Annotated in this window: 18 protein-coding genes and 2 tRNA genes; 11 read left to right on the forward strand and 9 right to left on the reverse strand. The window is 36.5% G+C overall.

Annotation, left to right across the window (positions count from 1 at the left end; genetic code table 11):
- The first annotated feature begins 290 nt into the window (after positions 1-290).
- From NSCAC_RS05095 to NSCAC_RS08895, 5 genes are all read left to right on the forward strand, one after another.
- Complete coding sequence (locus NSCAC_RS05095) at positions 291-1,223, forward strand: DNA adenine methylase (protein ID WP_197743779.1); 933 nt, start codon at positions 291-293, stop codon at positions 1,221-1,223.
- A 1,104-nt stretch (positions 1,224-2,327) separates the two neighbouring features.
- Positions 2,328-3,026, forward strand: a complete 699-nt coding sequence (locus NSCAC_RS05100) for an HAD hydrolase-like protein (protein WP_197743780.1) — start codon at positions 2,328-2,330, stop codon at positions 3,024-3,026.
- 7 nt (positions 3,027-3,033) lie between these two features.
- Positions 3,034-3,996, forward strand: a complete 963-nt coding sequence (locus NSCAC_RS05105; RefSeq protein ID WP_197743781.1) for a hypothetical protein — start codon at positions 3,034-3,036, stop codon at positions 3,994-3,996.
- 14 nt (positions 3,997-4,010) lie between these two features.
- Positions 4,011-5,012: a DNA-processing protein DprA gene (locus NSCAC_RS05110; protein ID WP_197743782.1), complete on the forward strand. Its 1,002-nt coding sequence runs from the start codon at positions 4,011-4,013 to the stop codon at positions 5,010-5,012.
- Positions 5,013-5,508: 496 nt separating this feature from the next.
- Positions 5,509-5,646, forward strand: coding sequence for an RtcB family protein (locus NSCAC_RS08895; RefSeq protein ID WP_269474118.1), 138 nt, complete (start codon positions 5,509-5,511; stop codon positions 5,644-5,646).
- Between the two features lie 160 nt (positions 5,647-5,806).
- Here NSCAC_RS08895 and NSCAC_RS05120 read toward each other — a convergent pair whose 3' ends face one another.
- Positions 5,807-6,448: a tetratricopeptide repeat protein gene (locus tag NSCAC_RS05120; RefSeq protein WP_197743783.1), complete on the reverse strand. Its 642-nt coding sequence runs from the start codon at positions 6,446-6,448 to the stop codon at positions 5,807-5,809.
- Positions 6,449-6,529: 81 nt separating this feature from the next.
- On the opposite strand from NSCAC_RS05120, the gene NSCAC_RS05125 reads away from it, so the two are divergent.
- A complete protein-coding gene (locus tag NSCAC_RS05125; protein WP_197743784.1) occupies positions 6,530-7,126 on the forward strand; it encodes a Maf family protein in 597 nt (198 codons plus the stop codon).
- Here the strand turns inward: NSCAC_RS05125 and rsmA are convergent.
- From rsmA to NSCAC_RS05145, 4 genes are read right to left on the reverse strand one after another with little or no spacing between them, the layout of a single operon-like run.
- Positions 7,121-7,915, reverse strand: a complete 795-nt coding sequence (gene rsmA, locus NSCAC_RS05130; protein WP_197743785.1) for a 16S rRNA (adenine(1518)-N(6)/adenine(1519)-N(6))-dimethyltransferase RsmA — start codon at positions 7,913-7,915, stop codon at positions 7,121-7,123. The genes NSCAC_RS05125 and rsmA overlap by 6 nt on opposite strands.
- A gap of 1 nt (position 7,916) precedes the next feature.
- Positions 7,917-8,924 carry a 4-hydroxythreonine-4-phosphate dehydrogenase PdxA gene (gene pdxA, locus NSCAC_RS05135; protein ID WP_197743786.1) on the reverse strand — a complete coding sequence of 336 codons (1,008 nt, stop codon included), beginning with the start codon at positions 8,922-8,924 and terminating at the stop codon, positions 7,917-7,919.
- Positions 8,924-10,225, reverse strand: coding sequence for a peptidylprolyl isomerase (locus NSCAC_RS05140; protein WP_197743787.1), 1,302 nt, complete (start codon positions 10,223-10,225; stop codon positions 8,924-8,926). Before NSCAC_RS05140 ends, pdxA begins: the two co-directional genes overlap by 1 nt.
- 19 nt (positions 10,226-10,244) lie before the next feature.
- The gene (locus NSCAC_RS05145; protein ID WP_197743788.1) at positions 10,245-12,560 is read right to left on the reverse strand and encodes an LPS-assembly protein LptD; all 2,316 of its coding nucleotides are present in this window, start codon (positions 12,558-12,560) and stop codon (positions 10,245-10,247) included.
- Positions 12,561-12,684: 124 nt separating this feature from the next.
- Between NSCAC_RS05145 and NSCAC_RS05150 the strand changes: the two genes are divergently transcribed.
- Positions 12,685-12,760: transfer RNA gene (locus NSCAC_RS05150), tRNA-Ala, on the forward strand.
- Positions 12,761-12,774: 14 nt separating this feature from the next.
- Positions 12,775-12,851, forward strand: a tRNA-Glu gene (locus NSCAC_RS05155).
- A gap of 24 nt (positions 12,852-12,875) precedes the next feature.
- Here the strand turns inward: NSCAC_RS05155 and NSCAC_RS05160 are convergent.
- Positions 12,876-15,731: an AAA family ATPase gene (locus tag NSCAC_RS05160; protein ID WP_197743789.1), complete on the reverse strand. Its 2,856-nt coding sequence runs from the start codon at positions 15,729-15,731 to the stop codon at positions 12,876-12,878.
- Positions 15,728-16,957 carry an exonuclease subunit SbcD gene (gene sbcD, locus NSCAC_RS05165; protein WP_197743790.1) on the reverse strand — a complete coding sequence of 410 codons (1,230 nt, stop codon included), beginning with the start codon at positions 16,955-16,957 and terminating at the stop codon, positions 15,728-15,730. The genes NSCAC_RS05160 and sbcD overlap by 4 nt, the downstream gene beginning before the upstream one ends.
- Positions 16,958-17,047: 90 nt before the next feature.
- Here sbcD and NSCAC_RS05170 point away from each other — a divergent pair, with 90 nt between their 5' ends.
- Positions 17,048-17,161 carry a UvrD-helicase domain-containing protein gene (locus NSCAC_RS05170; protein ID WP_197743791.1) on the forward strand — a complete coding sequence of 38 codons (114 nt, stop codon included), beginning with the start codon at positions 17,048-17,050 and terminating at the stop codon, positions 17,159-17,161.
- 288 nt (positions 17,162-17,449) lie between these two features.
- Here the strand turns inward: NSCAC_RS05170 and NSCAC_RS05175 are convergent, their stop codons facing one another.
- Positions 17,450-17,791, reverse strand: a complete 342-nt coding sequence (locus NSCAC_RS05175; protein ID WP_197743792.1) for a DMT family protein — start codon at positions 17,789-17,791, stop codon at positions 17,450-17,452.
- Between the two features lie 176 nt (positions 17,792-17,967).
- Here NSCAC_RS05175 and NSCAC_RS05180 point away from each other — a divergent pair, with 176 nt between their 5' ends.
- Positions 17,968-18,669: a hypothetical protein gene (locus NSCAC_RS05180; RefSeq protein WP_197743793.1), complete on the forward strand. Its 702-nt coding sequence runs from the start codon at positions 17,968-17,970 to the stop codon at positions 18,667-18,669.
- Between the two features lie 29 nt (positions 18,670-18,698).
- Entirely contained in the window at positions 18,699-19,907 is a 1,209-nt protein-coding gene (locus NSCAC_RS05185) for an MFS transporter (protein ID WP_197743794.1), read from the forward strand.
- A gap of 118 nt (positions 19,908-20,025) precedes the next feature.
- On the opposite strand, the gene NSCAC_RS05190 is transcribed toward NSCAC_RS05185, so the two are convergent.
- The gene (locus NSCAC_RS05190; RefSeq protein ID WP_197743795.1) at positions 20,026-20,304 is read right to left on the reverse strand and encodes a hypothetical protein; all 279 of its coding nucleotides are present in this window, start codon (positions 20,302-20,304) and stop codon (positions 20,026-20,028) included.
- Positions 20,305-20,714: the final 410 nt, after the last annotated feature.

The raw sequence follows: 20,714 nt of genomic DNA on the forward strand, positions 1-20,714 counted from the left end.
CAAATGAAATATTAGCCAACGCTACAAAAACCAAATAAAAATGCAAAAGAGCTACCAGTTAATGCACCACGAAAAATCAAATGAACGGACAAATCATGCAGAGTCGAGCTTAACATCATCGTAAAAATGGCTACCTACGCTATCTACGGCTTAGAGTGGCGGAGACCTTAGTAGACAGAACGACCGCGACCGGGCAAAAATCAACATTCCGATAAGTTTCTATTTCGAACTGACTTCAAGCAAAAATTGAAATTATAAACTTGAAACATACAACGAAATTAGAAATTAAAATGGCTGAAAATAAAATAGCAAAACCTTTTTTGAAGTGGGCAGGTGGAAAAACTCAGCTCATTAACGACATTGAAAAGGTTTTGCCCAAAGGCATAGTAAAATCAAATTTTACTTACATCGAACCTTTTGTGGGAAGCGGTGCGGTGCTTTTTTGGATGTTGAATAACTTTCCAAACTTGAAGAGAGCTGTGATTAATGACATCAATGAGGACTTAATAAACACCTATAAAAAAATCGCTTCAAGCCCAAAAGAATTGATTTCAATTCTTGAGATTTTGCAAAGCGAATTTCACGCTTTGGAAGGAAACGAAGACAATAAAAAGGCTTATTATTACGAAAAAAGGATTTTATATAACACCAGAAAAGAAACAATAAGCGGGCAAGTTGCTTTGTTTATTTTCCTTAATCGCACTTGCTTCAATGGCTTGTATCGAGTAAATCGCAAGAATGAATATAACGTGCCTATGGGCAGTTACAAGAAGCCGATGATTTGCGACAAAGAAAATATTTTAGCAGTTAGCGAAGCATTACATAAAGTAGAAATTTTGTGCGGAGATTTTGAACGAACCATTAATTTTTCTGAACAAAAGACACTTTTTTATTTTGATCCGCCATACAAACCATTGAATGAAACTTCCAGCTTTAATTCTTACGCAAAAGACGAATTTAACGATGATGAACAAATTCGTTTAAAGGAATTTTGCAATAAACTTGACGTTTTAAATCACAGTTGGATTTTAAGTAATTCAGACATAAAAGGAAAAGATAAAAACGATAATTTTTTTGATGATTTGTATTCAGGTTTCAACATTCAAAGAGTTGAAGCGAAAAGAAGCATAAACGCAAATCCTAATAAAAGAGGTAAATTAACGGAGTTGCTAATTACAAATCAAGTAAGCAGCAAAGAAAAAGAATATGTCAGAGCAGTTTGAAATCTTCTTAAAGCAAAATTTGAGGTGTTGGTTTCGGTTCAACTAAACTATGAAACTTTTACAAATATATTGAAAAACCTTAATAGAAAGTTATATGAGCAGCTCGCAAAAATCTAATCAAACGCTTGAAAGTTTCAACCAAGAAGTTGAACAACTCAAATATGCTTCGAGTGCTTACAAAAAACTACAGCAACTCACGGAAATCTATAATGACATAATCCATAATCGATCGGTTTGAAGAAAACAACAAAATACTTGACCGAATAAATGAGTTACAAAAGGCTCAGCAAGAAAAAGTTACAAGTAGTTTAGTAGAAATTGAAATCGCTAACAAACAAACCAAAATTGAATTTAACAAGCTTATCAAAGAAAAAACAGACCATATACGAAAAGAAAATAATGGCTTTTACAAAGAACTTGAAAGAATGATTTAAATAAAACTTGATGACGATCAATCGAAAATCAAAAAATTAATAGAGAACGAAAAAAAACCAAATCAAGGAGATTTTTGAAATTGAGTTTCTAAAAATACAAAGGAATTGAAACAAGTTATAGAAACAGAAGCCGATACGCAAATACAGTTATTTACCGACAATCAAAATACAATTAAAGTTTCTGTTTGGGTTATTGGGGGTATAACTTTAATAATGAGTGTTTTAGCAGTAATAAAACCATGGGTAATGTAACGAAAATTTCATCATTAACAAACAATAAATAAATCCTGCTCTTCTGTAAAATCTCCTTTCTCTTCTTTAAGTCTAGGCAGATTTAGTCTAGATAATTAGATACTTCTTATTAGTATAGCAATCATCTATTTCTTTTTTGTATTCAATCAGATAATATCTTATTGTACTTATAATAACAGAGAACCATCTTAATGATTTTTACTAAATACTCTAGAAATTCTGAATTTTGCAATGCACCCCCCTCGGCAACACATGGAGTAAACTTGCGGGCTACAACAAATTATCAAAAGCAGTCACGTAAGTATTTAACTTTTCAGACGAATAAAAAGAAAACCTGCCCATAACAGGCAGGTCGCAAGGCAAACAAATCGTTTCGATTAAATTTTTTTGATAAGAAAATTATTTTTGCATCAAACATTTGTCGGTAAAATCTGCCCTGCGTCAAGCTGCCCAAACATTGGCAGCAAGTGTAGTAACCGTCCTTGAGACAACTACCGAGCCGAAAACGAACAGCAAAATGAAGCAAACAGACAAAGTAGCGCAAAATATTGGTAATAAGATCACGGCTAATACAGTTTTATTCTTTGATCTGGATGGAACGTTAATTGATACAAATCTTGTTAATTTTCTTTCTTATAAGAAAGCAATACTCTCAGTAACAAAATCAGACCATAGTCTGATATACAATCCTAGCAAACGTTTTAATCGTAGTAATCTCAAAAATACTGTTCCTAATTTGACAGAAAGTGATTACGAAAAAATAATCCAAGAAAAAGAAGAATACTACAATGATTTTTTACACGAAACCAAGCTGAATACTGAAATTGTTAACATTCTTTTCAAATGTTCAAATACAAATCAAACTGTTTTAGTTACAAATTCCTACAAAAACAGAGCAATGGTAACATTAAAACACTTTGGGCTTGAAGATAAGTTTAACAACATCTTTTGCAGAGAATTTAGCAATAACGACAAAAAGATAAACAAATTTCAAAACGCAATTTCCAAATTAGGTGTATCGCCTAATCTAGTTATTGCTTTTGAAAATGAACAAGTAGAAATTGAAAACGCTAAAAATGCGGGTATTCAAAAAATCATAAAAATTAAAACTATTTAAATTCAATATGGCTACACTCTTTTTTATTGCTATTGTTTTAGTTGTATATCTATACGACTATTCTAATAGCAGCAAAAACCGGTCTAATCGCTCTTCCTATTTTAATAACTCATCTGCCACAGAAAAGCAAAAAGTACTAAAGGGAAAACAAGAACTAGAACAAAAGCAACCTAAAGAACGACAAGCAGAGCTTACAGAGTTGTTTGAAAAAGTACTAACTAAAAGAAAACAAGAGCTAGATCAAAAGCAACGTAAAGAACGACAAGCGAGGCTTGAAAAAGTACTAAAAGGAAAACAAGAACTAGAACAAAGGCAGCTTAAAGAACAACAAGCAGAGCTTGAATTTAAAAATAAATTTACAATTTACGCTAATAATTATCTAACAAGAGATGTGACAGCTTTTTATCACGCTGACTATCATAGTGGCGGAAATTGGCGTATAGACGGAACAATTGAAAATATGATTTGGACTATAAAAAATGATGTAAGCCCATTTCCTTATCGTTTGCCTAGAACAAAACAGCGATTAGAACATCTTTTATTAACAGACTTACCTAAAATTAGAAACAAAACAAATTTCAATAACCTAACCGTTTGTGTTGTTCCACGTTCAAAAGCAGAAAATCATTACAGAAAAGACCAACTACTGTTTAGGGAAATTATTAGTTTAGTTGTCGATGTGTTGCCCGATTTTAGCAATGGGACAAAATACATTATTCGCCATACAAACACGAGAACAACGCATTTAGATAGAAATGGTCAAGGTGGGGACGGAAATTTACCATATCCAGGAATTACAAAAAATACTTGCACAATTTTAACTGAGATACAGGGAAAAGATATTTTACTTATAGACGATTTATACACAAAAAGCGTAAATATTGATGAAGATGCTATCCAAGCATTGCTTGACAATGGTGCTAATTCAGTTACTTTTTACTCTATTGGGAAAACTGTATTAAGAAATTAAATAACTTTGTAGAAATGAAATATACAGATAATTCACTAAATATTTTAACTACCAAATCTTACAAAGGAATTGGTAATGCGTGGATAGTGAAAAACTTGAAAGGCAACGAAAGTGTTGAAACTATTGTTTCATTGCTAAACAAAATAATCAAAGGAGAATCTACAAGCATAGATGAATTTGAACACTTAAAAAATCATTATGAAACAAAACTTACTCAAAAATTTGAAGAATGTTGCGATGGTTTTGTTGCTTTGGGAGATAACAATTTTCCACAGCATCGTGGAAATGTAAAAGAAAGTGAGCGACCTGTTTTTCTTTTTTACAAAGGCAATATCGACTTGTTGAGCATTGAAAATAAAAACATTTCAATAATTGGACTTTTAAACCCAGTAGGAACCATAGAAGAAAGAGAACGAAATATTGTTGCTCAATTTGTAAAAAACGGTGCGACAATAGTAAGTGGTTTAGCGTTTGGTTGTGATAGTATTTCTCATCAACAGGCATTAGATTCTAACGGCAATACAGTTGCAATTTTACCAAGCCCATTAAACAATATTCTGCCAATAAAAAACAAAGAGTTAGCATTTCAAATTGTAGAAGAAGGTGGACTACTTGTTACTGAATATGGAACTACTTTTAAAAGCCAAATGGAATTAAGTAGTCGTTATAAAGCACGAGACCGCTTACAGGCATTATTTTGTGACACTATTGTTTTAGCCGCAAGTTATGCTAAAAATTCTGCTGAACGTTGGAAAATGTTTGGACAAAAACTTGACAGCGGAGCACGTTTAGCGATGGATTACGCAAGAGAATACGATATTCCACGAGCAGTAATGTATGACCAACATATTGACGAGAACAATCCAATGTTTGACTTGAATAGAGATCTAATCAAAGAACAAAGGAATATTACAATTATAAAGCAGAACAATATTACTGAGAAAGTAGAGATGATAATGTCTAAACAACCACCGATTAAAAACACGACACCATCTCAAACAAACTTATTCGGCTGACAATAAAAGATGAAACAAAGCGAACGACAAAAAAGGACACCAGCTACCAACATCATATTGGCAGTAAACGAACTTAGTCTAGATAGTTAAAATATCTTATTATACTTAAAGGTATTTAGTTAATGTGGGTATAATTATAAATTAATATTTAATATATTAAAAACAGTATTTTATATATATTTTTTCATATAATTATTAATTAATAGATGGAATTATAAGGTTATACCCTATGGAGTGATCATGGGGAAGAAGTACCCTATCAATGGACAAAAGAGGCCTTCGTTGAAGGCAAAGTAAAACAATTGTTACAGATGCTACCATAACTATGTGGCTCAAGAAAATCACTTTGGAGCAAATGTTTGAGTAATTCATAAGGGAATAAAGACTCTTTTTGCTCTTGTCCTCATGGGGCTAGGCGTGCCATGAGTCGTTCAGAGGCTAGCCAGCTGCTAAAAAGTGCTTTACTGTTACTGAGCATGAAATAGCCGCTCAAGGAGTGGAGTACCGAAAAGACGTAGAAGTGATTGATGAGACTCCTGATGCTTATAAAAATATTGATGCAGTAATGGCAGCTCAATCAGATTTAATTGAAACACTACATATCTTAAAACAGATAGTGTGTGTTAAGGGGTAACAAAATGGTGATTATTTATTGCCAAAAAAAACGCAGAGGAACCCATCTCAAACTTTCCTCTGCGAATAACCATTTTACAAGGATAAAGATAGAACAAATAATGAAAAAAGCAAGCATGAATTTAATAAATATTAATAATATTATATTTATTTTGATAGCATTATCCTTTTTTACTTTCAGTTTCACTTTGAAAATAAATATCTAAAGCTTTAAGTAAATTTCCGGGCTGACTCATTTGCTGGCTTAGAGTCTGAGCCGTTGTGATTTCTTCATTAGTCATGAGTTTAGTGATCTCTGTTCTTAGATATCTTGCCCCTGGAAGGGTAGTTGCTGCCGTATTCCAAAAAGCATAAGCAATAACATAGTTTTGATTAACCCCCTTTCCTTTTTGATACATCATCCCAAGGCCATACTGAGCATCTGGATCTCCTTGATCTGCTGCCCGATAAAGCCATTTAATTGCCTCTCTAAAATCTTGAGCTACCCCTTGTCCATTAGCATAAAGTAAGCCTAAATTATATTGAGCATAGGAATCTCCCTGCTTGGCTGCTTTTTCATACCATAGGGCTGCTTTAGTAAAATCTCGAGGTACTAAAACACCTTGGGCATAGGTGAGTCCTAACATATACTGAGCATCTTTATTACCCCCTTGGGCAGCTTGGGTCATTTGTGCTAACCGCTCTTCAGGAGTAGGAGGGAAAACGCTTTCAGTTTTTGCCCATCCTAATTGAATAGATCCTAAAAAAATAACGATAAAAAAATAAAATCTAAGGATTAACATAAATTGTTTCATAGGTATCATATAGCTTAGCTTACATAGATGATGTAAATATAAATAATTCTTTAGCTTGTTGCTAGGTATAATGATCGTAAAAATTATTTTATGGCAATTTTTAATGCTTATCCTCCGTTAATATTAGCTTCTAGTTCTCCCTATCGAGCAGCATTACTAAAACGTCTAAATATTCCCTTTAAATGTTGCTCACCACATATCGATGAAGCACCCTTATTTGAGGAAACGCCACAACATCTGGCAAGCAGACTTGCTCAGCAAAAAGCTCAAGCAGTTAGAGAGCAATTTCCACAAGGACTGATTATTGGATCTGATCAAGTAGCTAGTATAGATGAAAAAATATTAGATAAACCAGAAACCCACGAGCGGGCAGTTACTCAACTAAAAGTAGCTTCTGGAAAAAAAATGATTTTCTATACGGGATTATGCGTACTTGATGGGAAAACCGATCAGATGGAACTTATCGTAGAGCCATTTTATGTATATTTTCGCTCGCTTACTCAAGAGCAAATAGAAAACTATCTTCAACAGGAACAACCCTATGATTGTGCAGGAAGTTTTAAAGCAGAGGGATTAGGGATTGTTTTATTTGAGCAACTTGAGGGATCTGATCCTAATGCTTTAATCGGATTGCCTCTAATTCAATTGGTTACATTGCTAAATAAAATAGGTTATTCAATTTTATAGATCAGTTGTTTTTTTCTGCCAATAGTGAGCTAAAGTAAGGTATTCTGTTAAAGAAAGTGCCTCAGGCCGCAGCCTAGAATCGATATTTAATTCTTTAAGCTCCTCAGCACTTATCCATCCTTTTAAACTATTAGCTAGAGTTTTACGACGTTGCGAAAAAGCTTGGGTAACTATTTGGTTGAGTACTTTATGGAAAAAATTAGAAGCTAAAGGAATTTTTCTAGGGATAAGACGAACTACCATAGAGTCTACTTTAGGTGGCGGCAGAAAAGCACCAGGTTTTACAGTAAATAATCGGATTACCGTGCAATAAAATTGGGTCATTACACTTAACCGACCATAATCCTTACTATTAGGTGTTGCGCCCATTCTAAGTACAATTTCCCGTTGGAGCATAAAGTGGTAATCTTTAATGCTATCTGCTTGAGTAAATAGGTGAAATAGTAAGGCAGTAGAGATATTATAAGGTAGATTACCTACAATCCTTAAAGGTTGCTGATTTCCTAAATTGCTAAAATCAAAGCGTAATGCATCTTGATTATATAAAATAAGCTTGCCTTTAGTAGAATCAGAGGAACATGCCTGAGTAAGATGACTAGCAAGATCTCGATCTAATTCAATAGCATGAAGTTGGGGTATCTTCCTTAACAACGGGAACGTAAGTGCCCCTTGTCCAGGACCAATCTCCACAATAGTATCATTAGGTTGTGGCTGAATAGCCTCTATAATTTGGCTAATAATATAAGGATCATGGAGAAAGTGTTGACCAAAACGCTTTTTAGGCTGCATTTTAATTAATATTTTTATACTGCTGGCGATTCTTAGCCATATCAAGAGCAGTTTTGATTGCTGTATCTAAACTCCCTATATCCACTTTTCCTGTACCTGCTAACTCTAAGGCCGTACCATGATCTACTGAAGTGCGAATTATGGGTAATCCTAGCGTAATATTCACTGCCTGCCCAAAACCTAAGTGTTTGAGTACAGGTAACCCTTGATCGTGGTACATAGCAAGTACCGCATCGGCTTGAGCTAAATATTTAGGTACAAATAAGGTATCAGCAGGTAGAGGGCCAATTAAATCCATTCCCCTAGCCCGCAATTGCTCTAAAACAGGAATAATAGTTTTTATTTCTTCATCTCCTAAGTACCCCCCTTCTCCCGCATGGGGATTAAGACCACATACTAAAATTTTAGGATGGCTGATACCAAAATCTTGCTGCAAGCTATCATATAAAATTTCTATGGTATTTATTAATCCCTGATAAGTAATAGCTTGACTAACCTGACTCAAAGGTAAATGGGTAGTTGCCAGTGCTACTCTAAGTTCAGAGGTAGCTAGCATCATGACTACTTGTGGGGTATCACAGACTTGAGCTAAAAACTCTGTATGTCCAGTAAAAGCAGTCCCTGCTTGGTTAATCACTTCTTTATGAACAGGCCCAGTCACTAGAGCTGAAAATTCTTTATTTAAGCATCCAGTAATTCCTTGTCGCAAGCAATTCAGTACATAAGTAGTATTATTTGGGTTTAATTGCCCAGGTATTACTGAAGTAGCCACTGATAAAGGCAACACTTTTAAGGTACCTATTTCACCAGACTCCATAGAGTGTGCAGAATCATAAGGGATAATTTGTAAAGCTAATTTTCGTTGTTTAGATCGACTTAGAAGAACCTTAGGATCAGCAATTACTACTAGATCATATTCTCTATATTGTTGAGCAAATTCAACTACTATATCTGGGCCAATACCAGCAGGTTCTCCGGGAGTTAATGCAATACGTATTGATGTGGACACTAAATTTCCCCACTAAAGGTATCTAAGCGGTATTCCACATAGGCTTCGTCTCGAAGTTGACGCATCCAATCTTCTAAGCTCTCCTCCGCTTTTCTAGCATGGAGTTCTTGCCTTGCTTTATTGCGACTATAGGAATCGGTCATATTTTTTTCTCTTTTAGCCACCACCTGAGCAATATGCCAACCGAATTGGGTTTTAAAAGGGGTGCTAATTTCATCTGGATTTAGGGAATAAATCACCCGCTCAAATTGAGGCACCATCTCACCGGGGCTAACCCAGCCTAAATCCCCTCCTTTAATTGCACTGCCCTTATCTTCTGAGTGAGCACGGGCTAGCTCTGTGAATTTCTCTCCTAATAAAACCCGTTGCCTAAGCTCATTGAGGCGTAATTCTATTTCTTCATCTCCCTTTAATTCATCAGTTCGAATGAGAATATGACGGGCATGGACTTGAGGTACTAGTTTTTCTCCTACATCATCGCCTTTAACTTCTAATAGCTTCACAATATGAAAGCCATTTGGGCTACGAATAGGATTGCTTAGCTCTCCTACTGTGAGTTTAGGCACCTCATCTACAAATAAAGTAGGCAATTGGGATAATTTACGCCAGCCTAAATCTCCTCCTTCTAAAGCTTGATGACCATCGGAATAACTCATCGCTACTTTTTGAAAATCTATGCCGCTACGCAATTTTTTTATGATTTGTTGTGCCTGTTTTTTTGCTTTTTGAATTTCTTCAGGAGAGGAAGCCTCTGGTATTGCAACTAAAATATGAGCAATGTGATATTGAGCATCTTGGTTACCTTGTTTTTTTTGAGTAGCAATAAAATTGTCTAGCTCAGCATCACTAATAGTGATTCTATCTTCTATTTCCCTCTTGTGAAGCTGGGAGATAATAATTTCTTCTCGAACGTTCTCTCGAAATGCTGAAAAAGGAATATTACTTTCTTTTAATTTATCTCGAAACTCGCTTAAGGTTAAGTTGTTGTTTTGGGCAATATTTTTCAAGGCTTCGTTGAGCATATCATCACTGACTCTAATACCTACCCGTTCAGCAAGCTGTAACTGCAAATGTTGCATCACAAGTCGCTCTAATACTTGCTTTTCTAAAATATCTGCCGGAGGCATAGGAGCACCTTTAGCCTCTAATTGTGATTCAATATTTTGACTGGTTTGCTCTAACTCACTTTCTAAAATCGCCTCATCATTGACTACAGCCACAATCCGATCTAAAAACAGAGGATCTGCACCATAGCTATGGATAGTCCAAAATAGGGTAAAAAAAATAAGAACTGTTCTCATAAAATTAGCTACCATCAAGTCAAAACTGAGAACTATAGCCAGCAATACTTCGCTCAAGCAAAGTATCTATTTTTTGTCCTACACTACCTAATCCTTTTAATTCCATTTGGACCATAATAGATTTATTCATATCCCCTTGGAAGTTAGTGACATAATTACGCCCCAATACCCTAATCGTCCAACAACAACTGTCATACTCAAATCCACCTAGCACTTCAAGCGTTCTAGCATTTTGAATATCATGATACCAACGTCCAATAAGATTCCATCTTTTCCCTATAGGAAGTACGCCAGAAAAATCCATTTGTTCTAATACTTGGCGACGAAAACGATAATCAGCATTAAATATAATGCCGCTTTTTTTACTATGATATCGAACACCAACAGATCCAAGATCAATTTGATCATGGACTGGATCATAGCGAAACTCTTCTTGAGTGGACCAATTTTCAGAGAGTTGAGCAGCGAATTCTGAAACAATCTGAGATCCATACCCTGTCTGTGCGGCAATACCAGGCATAGTGACTCTTGGATCTTGAAAAAACTCAATTTGCCCGATAGAGGCTCGCATCACTTCATTACCTGTAGTAGAACTCAGTAAGCGACTGGTTAAAGCAAAAGTGATTTGATTGGCATTACTCATTCGATCGGCACCCGTAAATTGATTAGGTTGAAACAGTCGAGCAAAATAAAAATCTAAAGGGGCACTATCAAAGATGGGAAAGTCACTTTGATCTTGGTAAGGAACATAGAGATAATAAGCACGAGGCTCTAAAGTTTGTCGAAATCCGTGCTTAAATAAACTGATTTCCCGATCAAAGGTAGTGCTCATATCAAAACTAATTACTGGAAGTATTCGGCTTAGAAAAGGACTATTGGGACTACCTCCAAACTGAGCTAACCCTGGGGATCCTAATCCAAGCAAGTCTGGATTCTGTATTACATTAGCATTAGGTACACCTCCTACTCCAGGAATAGATTGAGCATTTCTTACCCAATATTGAGTATCTCGCACCCCAACACTCGGAGTAAAATGAACCTTATGGCGTTCAAAAGGTAAACTTACCGTAGGCCAAAAATCTAATCGTACCGCACTAGATGAAAAAGTACGTTGAAAATTTACTGCCTCTCCATGGAACTTAAAATCTAATCCCATAAAACGATTAGGTAAAAATCCATCCACTAATAATTGAGGTAATCTTCGGGCGGGTAAGGCGTCATTTGGGATAGCAGGATCAATATTTTTAAAGGCTTGTACTCGCCCAGTTGCATTCCAACCATTACCAACATAAATAAGATCAAACTCATTATTCAGTATGGAAGTACTAGCAACGCTTAATGTATTACTAAAATTTTCAAAGTAGGTTTTATCAGAAACATAATTCACATCAATATTTGTAACTAACCGGGGAGCTAAGGTACCAAAATGCTGATAAAAAAATGCTCCCCGAGAGCTACCCCCATGTTTTGGATCATCGGGTAAAAAAGCAGCCCGTACCTTACCTTGATTGGTAGGATTTAAATAACGAAATTCTCCTTCAAGCATTAATCCACGTTGGGCATAGTAATGGGGAATAAGAGTGGCATCCCGATTAGGTGCAATATTCCAATAATAAGGAATATAAAAATTAGCACCTGTATTAGTAGAGCTTCCCCCAGAAGGTCTTAAAAACCCAGATTTACGCCGATCATCTATTGGAAAACGTACCCTAGGAAGATATAAAATAGGAAAGTCCTTAACTCGAAGATTTACCCCCGTTGCCCAACCTACCCCTTGTTCATGATCTAAATCTATCTTTTTTGCCTTAAGTTCCCATGCATTACTCCCTACATCGCAGGTGGTAAAAGTAGCATTTCTCAAAAAGGTTTTAGCTGTGCCCTCACGTCTAATTCTATAAGCAGTGCCCCGACCATGGGTATCTCTTAAAAAATAGCGGGCGTTATGCATTTCTTTATGATCAATTTCTAGATCCATAGTAGTATCATCTCCGATAATATCTATCCCTGAATCTTGATAACGTACATCTCCAAAAGCTTTTATTGTCCTTCCCGGCTTGTCATAGAATACCTCATCTGCATCTAACCACTGCCCCATTCGCCTTAATCGAACATCTCCAAGAAAAGTAGAAACCCCTTCCCTTTCTAACTGGGCACTCTCAGCGGTAATATCAGCAGGACCACTTGGTGGGGCAAGCACATCTTGTGAGGCAGGTTCAATCATAGGACCACATTTTTCCCACTGATATAGTTGCCCTTGAGCACCTAAAGCTAAATTGTTTACTCCTAACCACAAAAAAACCCAAGCAAGAAAGGCAGTATTTTTTTTCAGTTTCACCCAGTTTTGAAATAAACAGCACCAAAAAATGAATAGAATTTATATGTTCTTAACATTCATTCAATGACAAAAAAATAAATTCTTGATATATTGATAGGAATTACGTAAAATGCTTATTTTTTGCGGGGCCATAGCTCAGCTGGGAGAGCACTTGCATGGCATGCAAGGGGTCGGCGGTTCGATCCCGCCTGGCTCCACCAAATAAAAACGTCCTGTCCCCATCGTCTAGTCGGCCTAGGACATCGCCCTTTCACGGCGGTAACAGGGGTTCGAATCCCCTTGGGGACGCCACCTACTTTGTAGGTGTTTGTCACACTAAGCACTGAAAACAAAACGTTGATCCATCCGACTATATCCTAATCCCTCTCTCTTTTTAATATGGATTTGAGTAGGAATTCGTCCCTTTAGGGCTTCAATATGGGAAATCACCCCAATGGTTTTTCCTCTAGTATGTAAACTATCTAAAGCACTTAATACCACTTCCAAACTTTCCTCATCTAACGTACCAAAGCCCTCATCTAAAAATAGGGAATCAATACTTATTTTATGACTAACCAAATCTGATAATGCTAGGGCTAGAGCAAGACTCACAATAAAAGCCTCTCCTCCAGATAAAGTTCGAGTATCCCGAAAGCTATCTCCTTGCCAAGTATCTATGATCCCTAATCCTAATTCCTGATCTCCTGATGATCGGTAGAGTTGATAGCGGTTATGGAGCTTTTTTAATTGTTGATTTGCTAACTCAATTAGATAATCTAAAGTGAGACCTTGGGCAAAGCGACGAAATCTATCCCCCTCTTTGGAACCGATTAGACCATTTAACTGTGCCCAAAGTTTATAATTTTTTTCTTGTGTTTGAATAATAAGCAAACTATCCTGTTGCTTTTTCTGTTTAACCTCATTACTTGCTAGTTCTTGCTGAATTTTTCCTTGTTGCTGAAGCACTTTATCTCGCTCTACTTGATAATCTATCACTTGATTGTTGATTGCATTAATCGTCTCTATTTCTTTAAGTTGAGGATTGTTCTCTTCTAGCTTCTTTTTTTCTTGGACAATTTTTTGTTTCCCCTCTACGAGCCAGTTTTGTTTTTCTTGTGTTTGCTTCAATTCATTTTTCTTTAATTCATATTCATTTTTTTTAGCTTGATAAGCTTGCCATAGAGATTGTTGTGTTGCCAGCCAATCATTTTGTTGATCTATCAAAGGAAGATCTAAAGAAAACCCTTTTAAAAGCTCAATCAGTTGCTGCTCTAGGTTTTCATATTCGTGCTTCATTTCTGACTGCTGGTTTTGCAGATGGATGGAAGACTGGTAGTCATAGTTATTATTCTGTATGGCGAGATCCTGCTGGTGCTTTATCTCTCTCATTTGTTCTGCTATTTTTTCTTCCCGTTTCTTTTGCAGTTCTAGTGTATGATTAAGTTGATCTAGCTGCTGGCTAAATTGCTCAAGATCAAGGTTTTTTTGCTGGCTTGCTTTCAATAAATCATTAAATGCTTGTGCTTGCTCAATTTTTAAAGAGAGCCCTAGTTCTTTAGTTATTTGATTCCACTTATCATTTAGCTCCTGCTGAGCTTTAATATTTTCTAATAGGTGTTTTTGATTCTGATCATATTGACCTTCCAATTTAGCTAAAGCAATTTGTTGCTTTTTATATTCTTCTTGTAGATGTCTTAGCTTTTCTGTTTGATCCTGAAAACGTTGCTCCGTTTCTGAAATGTTTATTTCTTTATATTCAGTAATTTTAGGATGCTCCGTAGCACCACATAAAGGGCAAGGCATATTCTGTTGGAGTTTTGCTCGATACTGCGCAAGATCGGAAATTTCCCGCTCCCGCTCCTGTAATTGAGACAGGGTTTTTAAGTGTTCTTGAGCTTGGTCAAATTGCTGTTTAATATCTTTTATATCTTGTTGTGTTTGCTTTAAATCAGCTTGGCATACTTTAAGATCTCGTTTATTGTCTTGTTGCTGGGTTTGATTTGCTTGAAATGCGTGCTGCCAGTCAGCTAATCGCTCATAATCTCCAATCTGCTTGAAATGTTGATCTCGATTTAATCTCCACTCAGACTCTGATACCCCAGCCAGTAAACTTTCTTTTTCTTGAGAAAGTTTAATTTGTTGTTCTTGATAGGATCTTGAGGTTTGCCCTAAACCCGCAATGGCTTTATCTTGTTCTGCAATTTGCACAACACTTAGAGCTATTTTTTGTTGAAGCTGATTAATTTCTTTTACTATTTTTTGTTGCTGATCATGGAGCTGTGCTCGTTGCATAAACTGCACTTCCCATTTAGGTAGATATTCCCCTAAATTTTCCTTATCTTTATAAAGTTTTAAATCACCTTCAATACCGCTTAAGATAGCTTCAAGCTGCTTTTGATTATTCTGACTCTCCAAAATTTCTTGAGCTTTAACCTGATATTGCTTTTCATAATCTTGAATTTCCTTGTAAATTTGTTGTTGCTGAGTTAAAGCTTTTAGCTTGGCATCATATTGAGCTTGTTGCTCTTTTAAGCACTTTTGTTTTTGAGTTAATGAATTTATCTCTTCTTGCGTCAACAACTGTATATTTTCTGTACTGACTTTCCGAAGATTTAAATCTGCCTCATGTTGACGATAGGACTCAAATACTCTTCGAGAAATTGCTCCATAAATTTCAGTACCAGTCAGCTCCTCTAACAGTGCTGCCTTTTCATTGGCATTAGCATTTAGAAAAGCAGCAAATCCCCCTTGGGCAAGCAACATCGCTTTAGTAAACCGGGCAAAATCTAGCCCGGTAATTTGTTCTACTTGATTAAGCTTATCTCTAAGTTGGTTTGCAATAACTTTCCCATTACTCTCTGCTAATTCCACCTTAGGCGATTGTGGCTTACCACTAGCTTTATTACGGGCAAGTTTTTGAGACCAAAAAGCCCGATAAACCTTATTACTGACTTGAAATTCTACCTCTGCTAAAGATTCGCTGGTATAGCGAGTCATGATCTTATAAGTATCGGATAATCGTGGCGTTTGATGATAAAGTGCTAAACAAATCCCATCCAGCAAAGTGGATTTCCCAGCACCCGTAGCACCTGTAATCGCAAACAGGCCATTAAATTTAGGATCCCTAAAATCAATTCTCCATTCTCCCTTAAGGGAGTTAAGATTTTTTAGCCGAAGACTAAGAATTTTCATGTTTCTGCTGATAAGGTGGTAATGATTTCTTTAAATAACTGAGTTAGCTGTTCTTTCTCTGTTTCATCTTCAAAATTTTCTAACTGAATTCGGCGTTGAAATACTTCTTCCACGGTAAGTTCCGTTAAAGATTCTTTAACTACTCCACTACTTAGCTCTGGTATATTTTGCTGCTGTCGTTTTATTCGTAATACCTCAATGGAATGATCTTCACATAGTGTTTGTAACTGGCTTTGGATATTATTCAAATAATCATTATCCTGAATTTCTACCTCTAACCAACAAGGCTGTACAGAAAAATCTGAAACCTCTGATTGAATCAGAGCATTGAACTGGCTTGCAATTTCAGAAACTTTACCTTTTAAAGTAGCTAGTTTTCGAAATACAGGAATACTTAGGGAATGAATTTGAATCGGCTGATCAAGATCTACATCTAACAATAATACTTGCTTGGTTTGCTTAACTTCATCAAAACTTAACGGGATAGGCGATCCAGAATAACGAAAATGATCTTGCCCTCCTGCGGTTTGTCCTCGATGAAGATGACCTAAGGCTAAATAATCCATGGGAGGAAAGAATTGAGCAGGAAATCCCGCTAAAGTACCAATGTAAATATCTCGCACCGATTCAGAGGACTCTCCTCCCAAAACCATCAAATGACCTGTTCCGATAATGGGCAATGCTTTGCCTAACTCCTGTCGTTTTCTGCAAGCAAAATCATAAAGAGTAGCGTAATGCTGTGCAATGGCTTGGCTTAAAGTCCGTGCTTTATCATCGCTACTTTCTCCTGCTTGGCTAGTCACCAGTTCTTGAGGGCGAAGGTAAGGTACCGCACATAAAATAGCACCGGGATTGCCCTCTCTGTCATGTAATAGTTGGACCTGCTCCTTTAGATTCCTTTCTGTACCACCAACTACTAAACAATTCAGGTAGGAAAGTAACTCACGGGATTCATGGAGGGTTGCCACCGAATCATGGTTGCCGCCAATCACTACCAGCTGGCAGCTTAAAGGCTGTAGAGCTACGATAAAATCGTTATATAACTTACGTGCATAACTAGGAGGTGTGCCAGTATCGAAAACATCACCAGCTATAATCAAGGCATTTACTTCATGGATTTTGATTTGCTCCAATAACCAAGCTAAAAATGCCTGATGCTCAGGCTCCCTACTTTTGCCCATAAAGTGCTGCCCAAGGTGCCAATCGGAGGTATGAATAATTTTCATCAGTTTTTAATTTTTATATAAATTAATTATATTATTCAATGATTAAAAATAATTATCCAACCGAATAAAAAGTAGATAAAACTAAAATAAATGAGTCTTACTGAGGAACAAAGAAAAATTATTCAAGCTAAAGGGAATCTTAAAATTAACGCAGTGGCTGGTTCTGGGAAAACAACCACTATTATTGAGTACGCAAAATCTTGACCTAAAGAGAGCAAGATTTTATATCTCGCTTTTAACAAAACAGGGCAACAAGAGGCAAAAGAGAAGCAAAAGTGGCACTATCTAACGTCTATGTCTATACTGCCCATGAGCTTGCTTATGGTTATACCATGCGGAGTAGGCACTACCAAATAAAAAGAAATAATTATAAAACCTATAAAATTTCCGAATGAAATTTTAAAAGATTTTAAAAAATAAATAAAGACAAATACTTACACTTTAGTGGGATTGATGTGAAAGATTATTTATTAAAGACCTAATAGAATTAATTTAATCTTTAAAAATAAAATATACTGCCCCTAAAATACATAACCCTGCCCATAGATAATTCATTTTTAAGGGGGCATGAAAATAAATCACTGCAAAGGGAACAAATACAGTCAGGCTAATAGCCTCTTGTAGTATTTTAAGCTGACCTACAGTTAATACCGTATATCCAATACGATTAGCAGGGACTTGAAGCAGATATTCAAATAAAGCAATACCCCAACTAATGAAAGCGGCAATAAACCAAGGCTGGCTACTTAATCCTTTCAAATGCCCATACCAGGCAAAGGTCATAAATAAATTACTCAAACAAAGTAAACCAACAGTGGTAATAATGGGTTTCATTTAAGATGCTCTCTCAATGATTGAATTTCTTTATATAGCATATTTTGATTTAAACTGCCTCCTTACAATCACACTAGAGATAAGCTGCTCTTTTCCCTAGTGTGGAAGAATTAAAAAATACACTAAGTGGATAAGTCAAATTCTCGAACTAAGCTTAAAAGTTTAAGGAGAAAATTATGCGTCATACAATCATCAAGAATCTTTTTGTCATGGGAATCATTGCTTTTGCTAGCAATGTTTTTTCTCAGAATCCACCACCTCAATCACCTGCTGGTACTACACTTCCTGCTCCACCTAGGGTAGCTCCTATGTATAACCCTGAACAATTACCTGCTTATTCAGGAACAATCCAGCAGTACCTTCTCAGTTCCAAGGGGGATATTGACGGTCTATTTATGGACGATGGCACGGAAATAAAAACTCCTCCCCATCATTCAGCGGTACTTGCTTATTTTGTGCATCCCGGTGATAAGGTTACGATTCACGGATTAAAAGCAATGAATCTTCCTTTGATAGAAGCATTTTCCATCACTAATCAAGCCACCGGAAAAACAATTACAGATTTTGGTCCTAAAAAAGGCAGATTTAACTTTGTAGAAACAGAAGGAGAAGTGCGTACTGCTTTGCATGGACCTCAAGGAGAAATCAATGGAATATTACTTCAAGATGGTACTATATTGCATTTTCCACCCCTAGAATCCCACCGATTTTCTGAACTCACTCACCAAGGGCAACATTTGTTCATTGAAGGAAATGAAACTAGTAATATTCTGGGCCGGGTAATTGAAGTAAATAGCATGGGTATATCTAAAGATCAGTTAATCTCAATAGATACACCTCCAAGACCAGGGAAAAGACCCCCTCCTCCTCCACGCTAATCATCAGACAAAAGTTAAAGAAGAAAATAATGATAAAGCCATATCCTGCCCTTGATTGGCTCAATTTCTTCATTGCCGATGTAAAAGATGGACTGGGACCTTTTTTAGCCATTTACCTTGCTAGCCAACACTGGAGTACCAGTAACATTGGCATTGTTATGGCAATTTTAGGGATAGCAACTGTCCTTGCACGCACGCCGATGGGGGGGCTTGTAGATCAAATTATTTGGAAGCGAGAGTTAATTGCTATTTCTGCAGGAATAGTTGCCATCTGTTCAGTAATCACCACATACCTTTCCGGGTTTTGGTCTATTGCCATTACTCAAACAGTGATTGGCATTTTTGATGCGGTATTTCCTCCTGCCATTGCAGCCATTTCCCTTGGCATGGTAGGAACCAGTAGATTTACCCAACAAGTGAGCCGCAATGAAGCCTTTAATCATGGAGGTAATATTATTTCTGCTCTCTTAGCAGGGGTGACTGGATGGTGGATCAATCCCGGTGCCGTATTATGGTTTGTTGCTTTCATGGCTGTTTTTAGTATGGGTACCGTATTAAGCATTGATAGTAAAGCCATTGATTACAAAGCAGCCAGAGGGGCTACTGAAAATCAGCAAATCCCTGTGAGCTTTACAGAACTATTTAAATATCCACCATTGTTGATTTTTACCACCGCAATCACCTTCTTTCATTTTGCTAATGCTGCCATGCTACCTTTAATAGGGCAAAAACTAGCACAAGATCATCCTAATGAAGCAAGCTTAGTGATGGGGGCTTGTATTATTGTTGCCCAAGTCATTATGATCCCCATGGCGATCTATGTGGGTCGCAAAGCAGACATTATAGGGAGAAAGCCTATTTTTTTAGTGGGTTTTTTAGTATTACCCATTCGAGGATTTCTTTATACCCTGTCTGATAATTCCTATTATCTGGTCTCTGTTCAACTGCTGGATGGGATTGGAGCAGGAATTTTTGGGGCTTTATTCTACATTATGATTGCTGATCTTACTCGAGGAACGGGACGTTATAATTTAACCCTAGGTGCTGCCTCTGCCTGTTGGGGGTTAGGAGCAGCACTGAGTAATTTAGTTGCAGGTTATATTGCAGATCATTTGGGTTACAGTACAGCATTTTTATTCCTCTCTGGCATTGGCATCATAGCCTTACTATTACTCTGGCTAGCAATGCCAGAGACTTTACATCTAAATAGAACTCATCAAACGATGAGTCACACCTAGGGCAGAGAAGTAAAAAATTAAATAAGCACAAATCCATTCCATACAAAGTTTTACACAATTGAAAAATGACATTAGTTATCTCCTATAAATGGGGGTAGCGAAATGCTACCCCCTTTGATTAATCAATTTCTACAGTTTCACTTACTTCCATCAGCTTGCATTCAGGGAATTTGGATTTCAATGCACTAATAATAGGTTCAGCTATATTCTCCTTTTCAAACTCTGTGCAAAAATGAGAAAGCCACAGTATTTCAATACCCTCTCCATTACAAGTGATGATTTCCATAAAATCGCCTACGTCTACGCAACCTTTATGTGAACCATGCGAATATTTGATTAAAGTGCTTTCTAGGATATTTTGAGGAAGTATTGATTCTATAAATGATTTAACATCCATGATTTATCTCCTAAAATAATTAACGATTAAGGTTGTTATACAAGTACCACATCATAGCTCTATTTCTGTTTAACTCGTTTCCTAATTGCTTTCTGTCTAATTGCTGTAATTGAATTTGTTATCTTACTCTTTCTTCTTGTAGCAACTGTTCGTAAGATTGAGCAGGTGATCTACCAGCATACTGGTCATTACCAGCTCCACTATAATCACAATTAAAATATTGATATTGCATACAAGTAGGCGATACGTAATTGATCTGTGGGTTGATCGGCCATATACCAGCCATTTTCTGGTGGTAATATAGCTTGAGCATTAATTCTCCTCGGTAGGCTTCCATGTTGGTTTCCAGATTGAGGAGCATTTTTTCAATGCTGCCACTATCAATGCGATAGTTAAAATCATGTTCCGTG

This window comes from Candidatus Nitrosacidococcus tergens (assembly GCF_902810445.1).
Taxonomy (GTDB): domain Bacteria; phylum Pseudomonadota; class Gammaproteobacteria; order Nitrosococcales; family Nitrosococcaceae; genus Nitrosacidococcus; species Nitrosacidococcus tergens.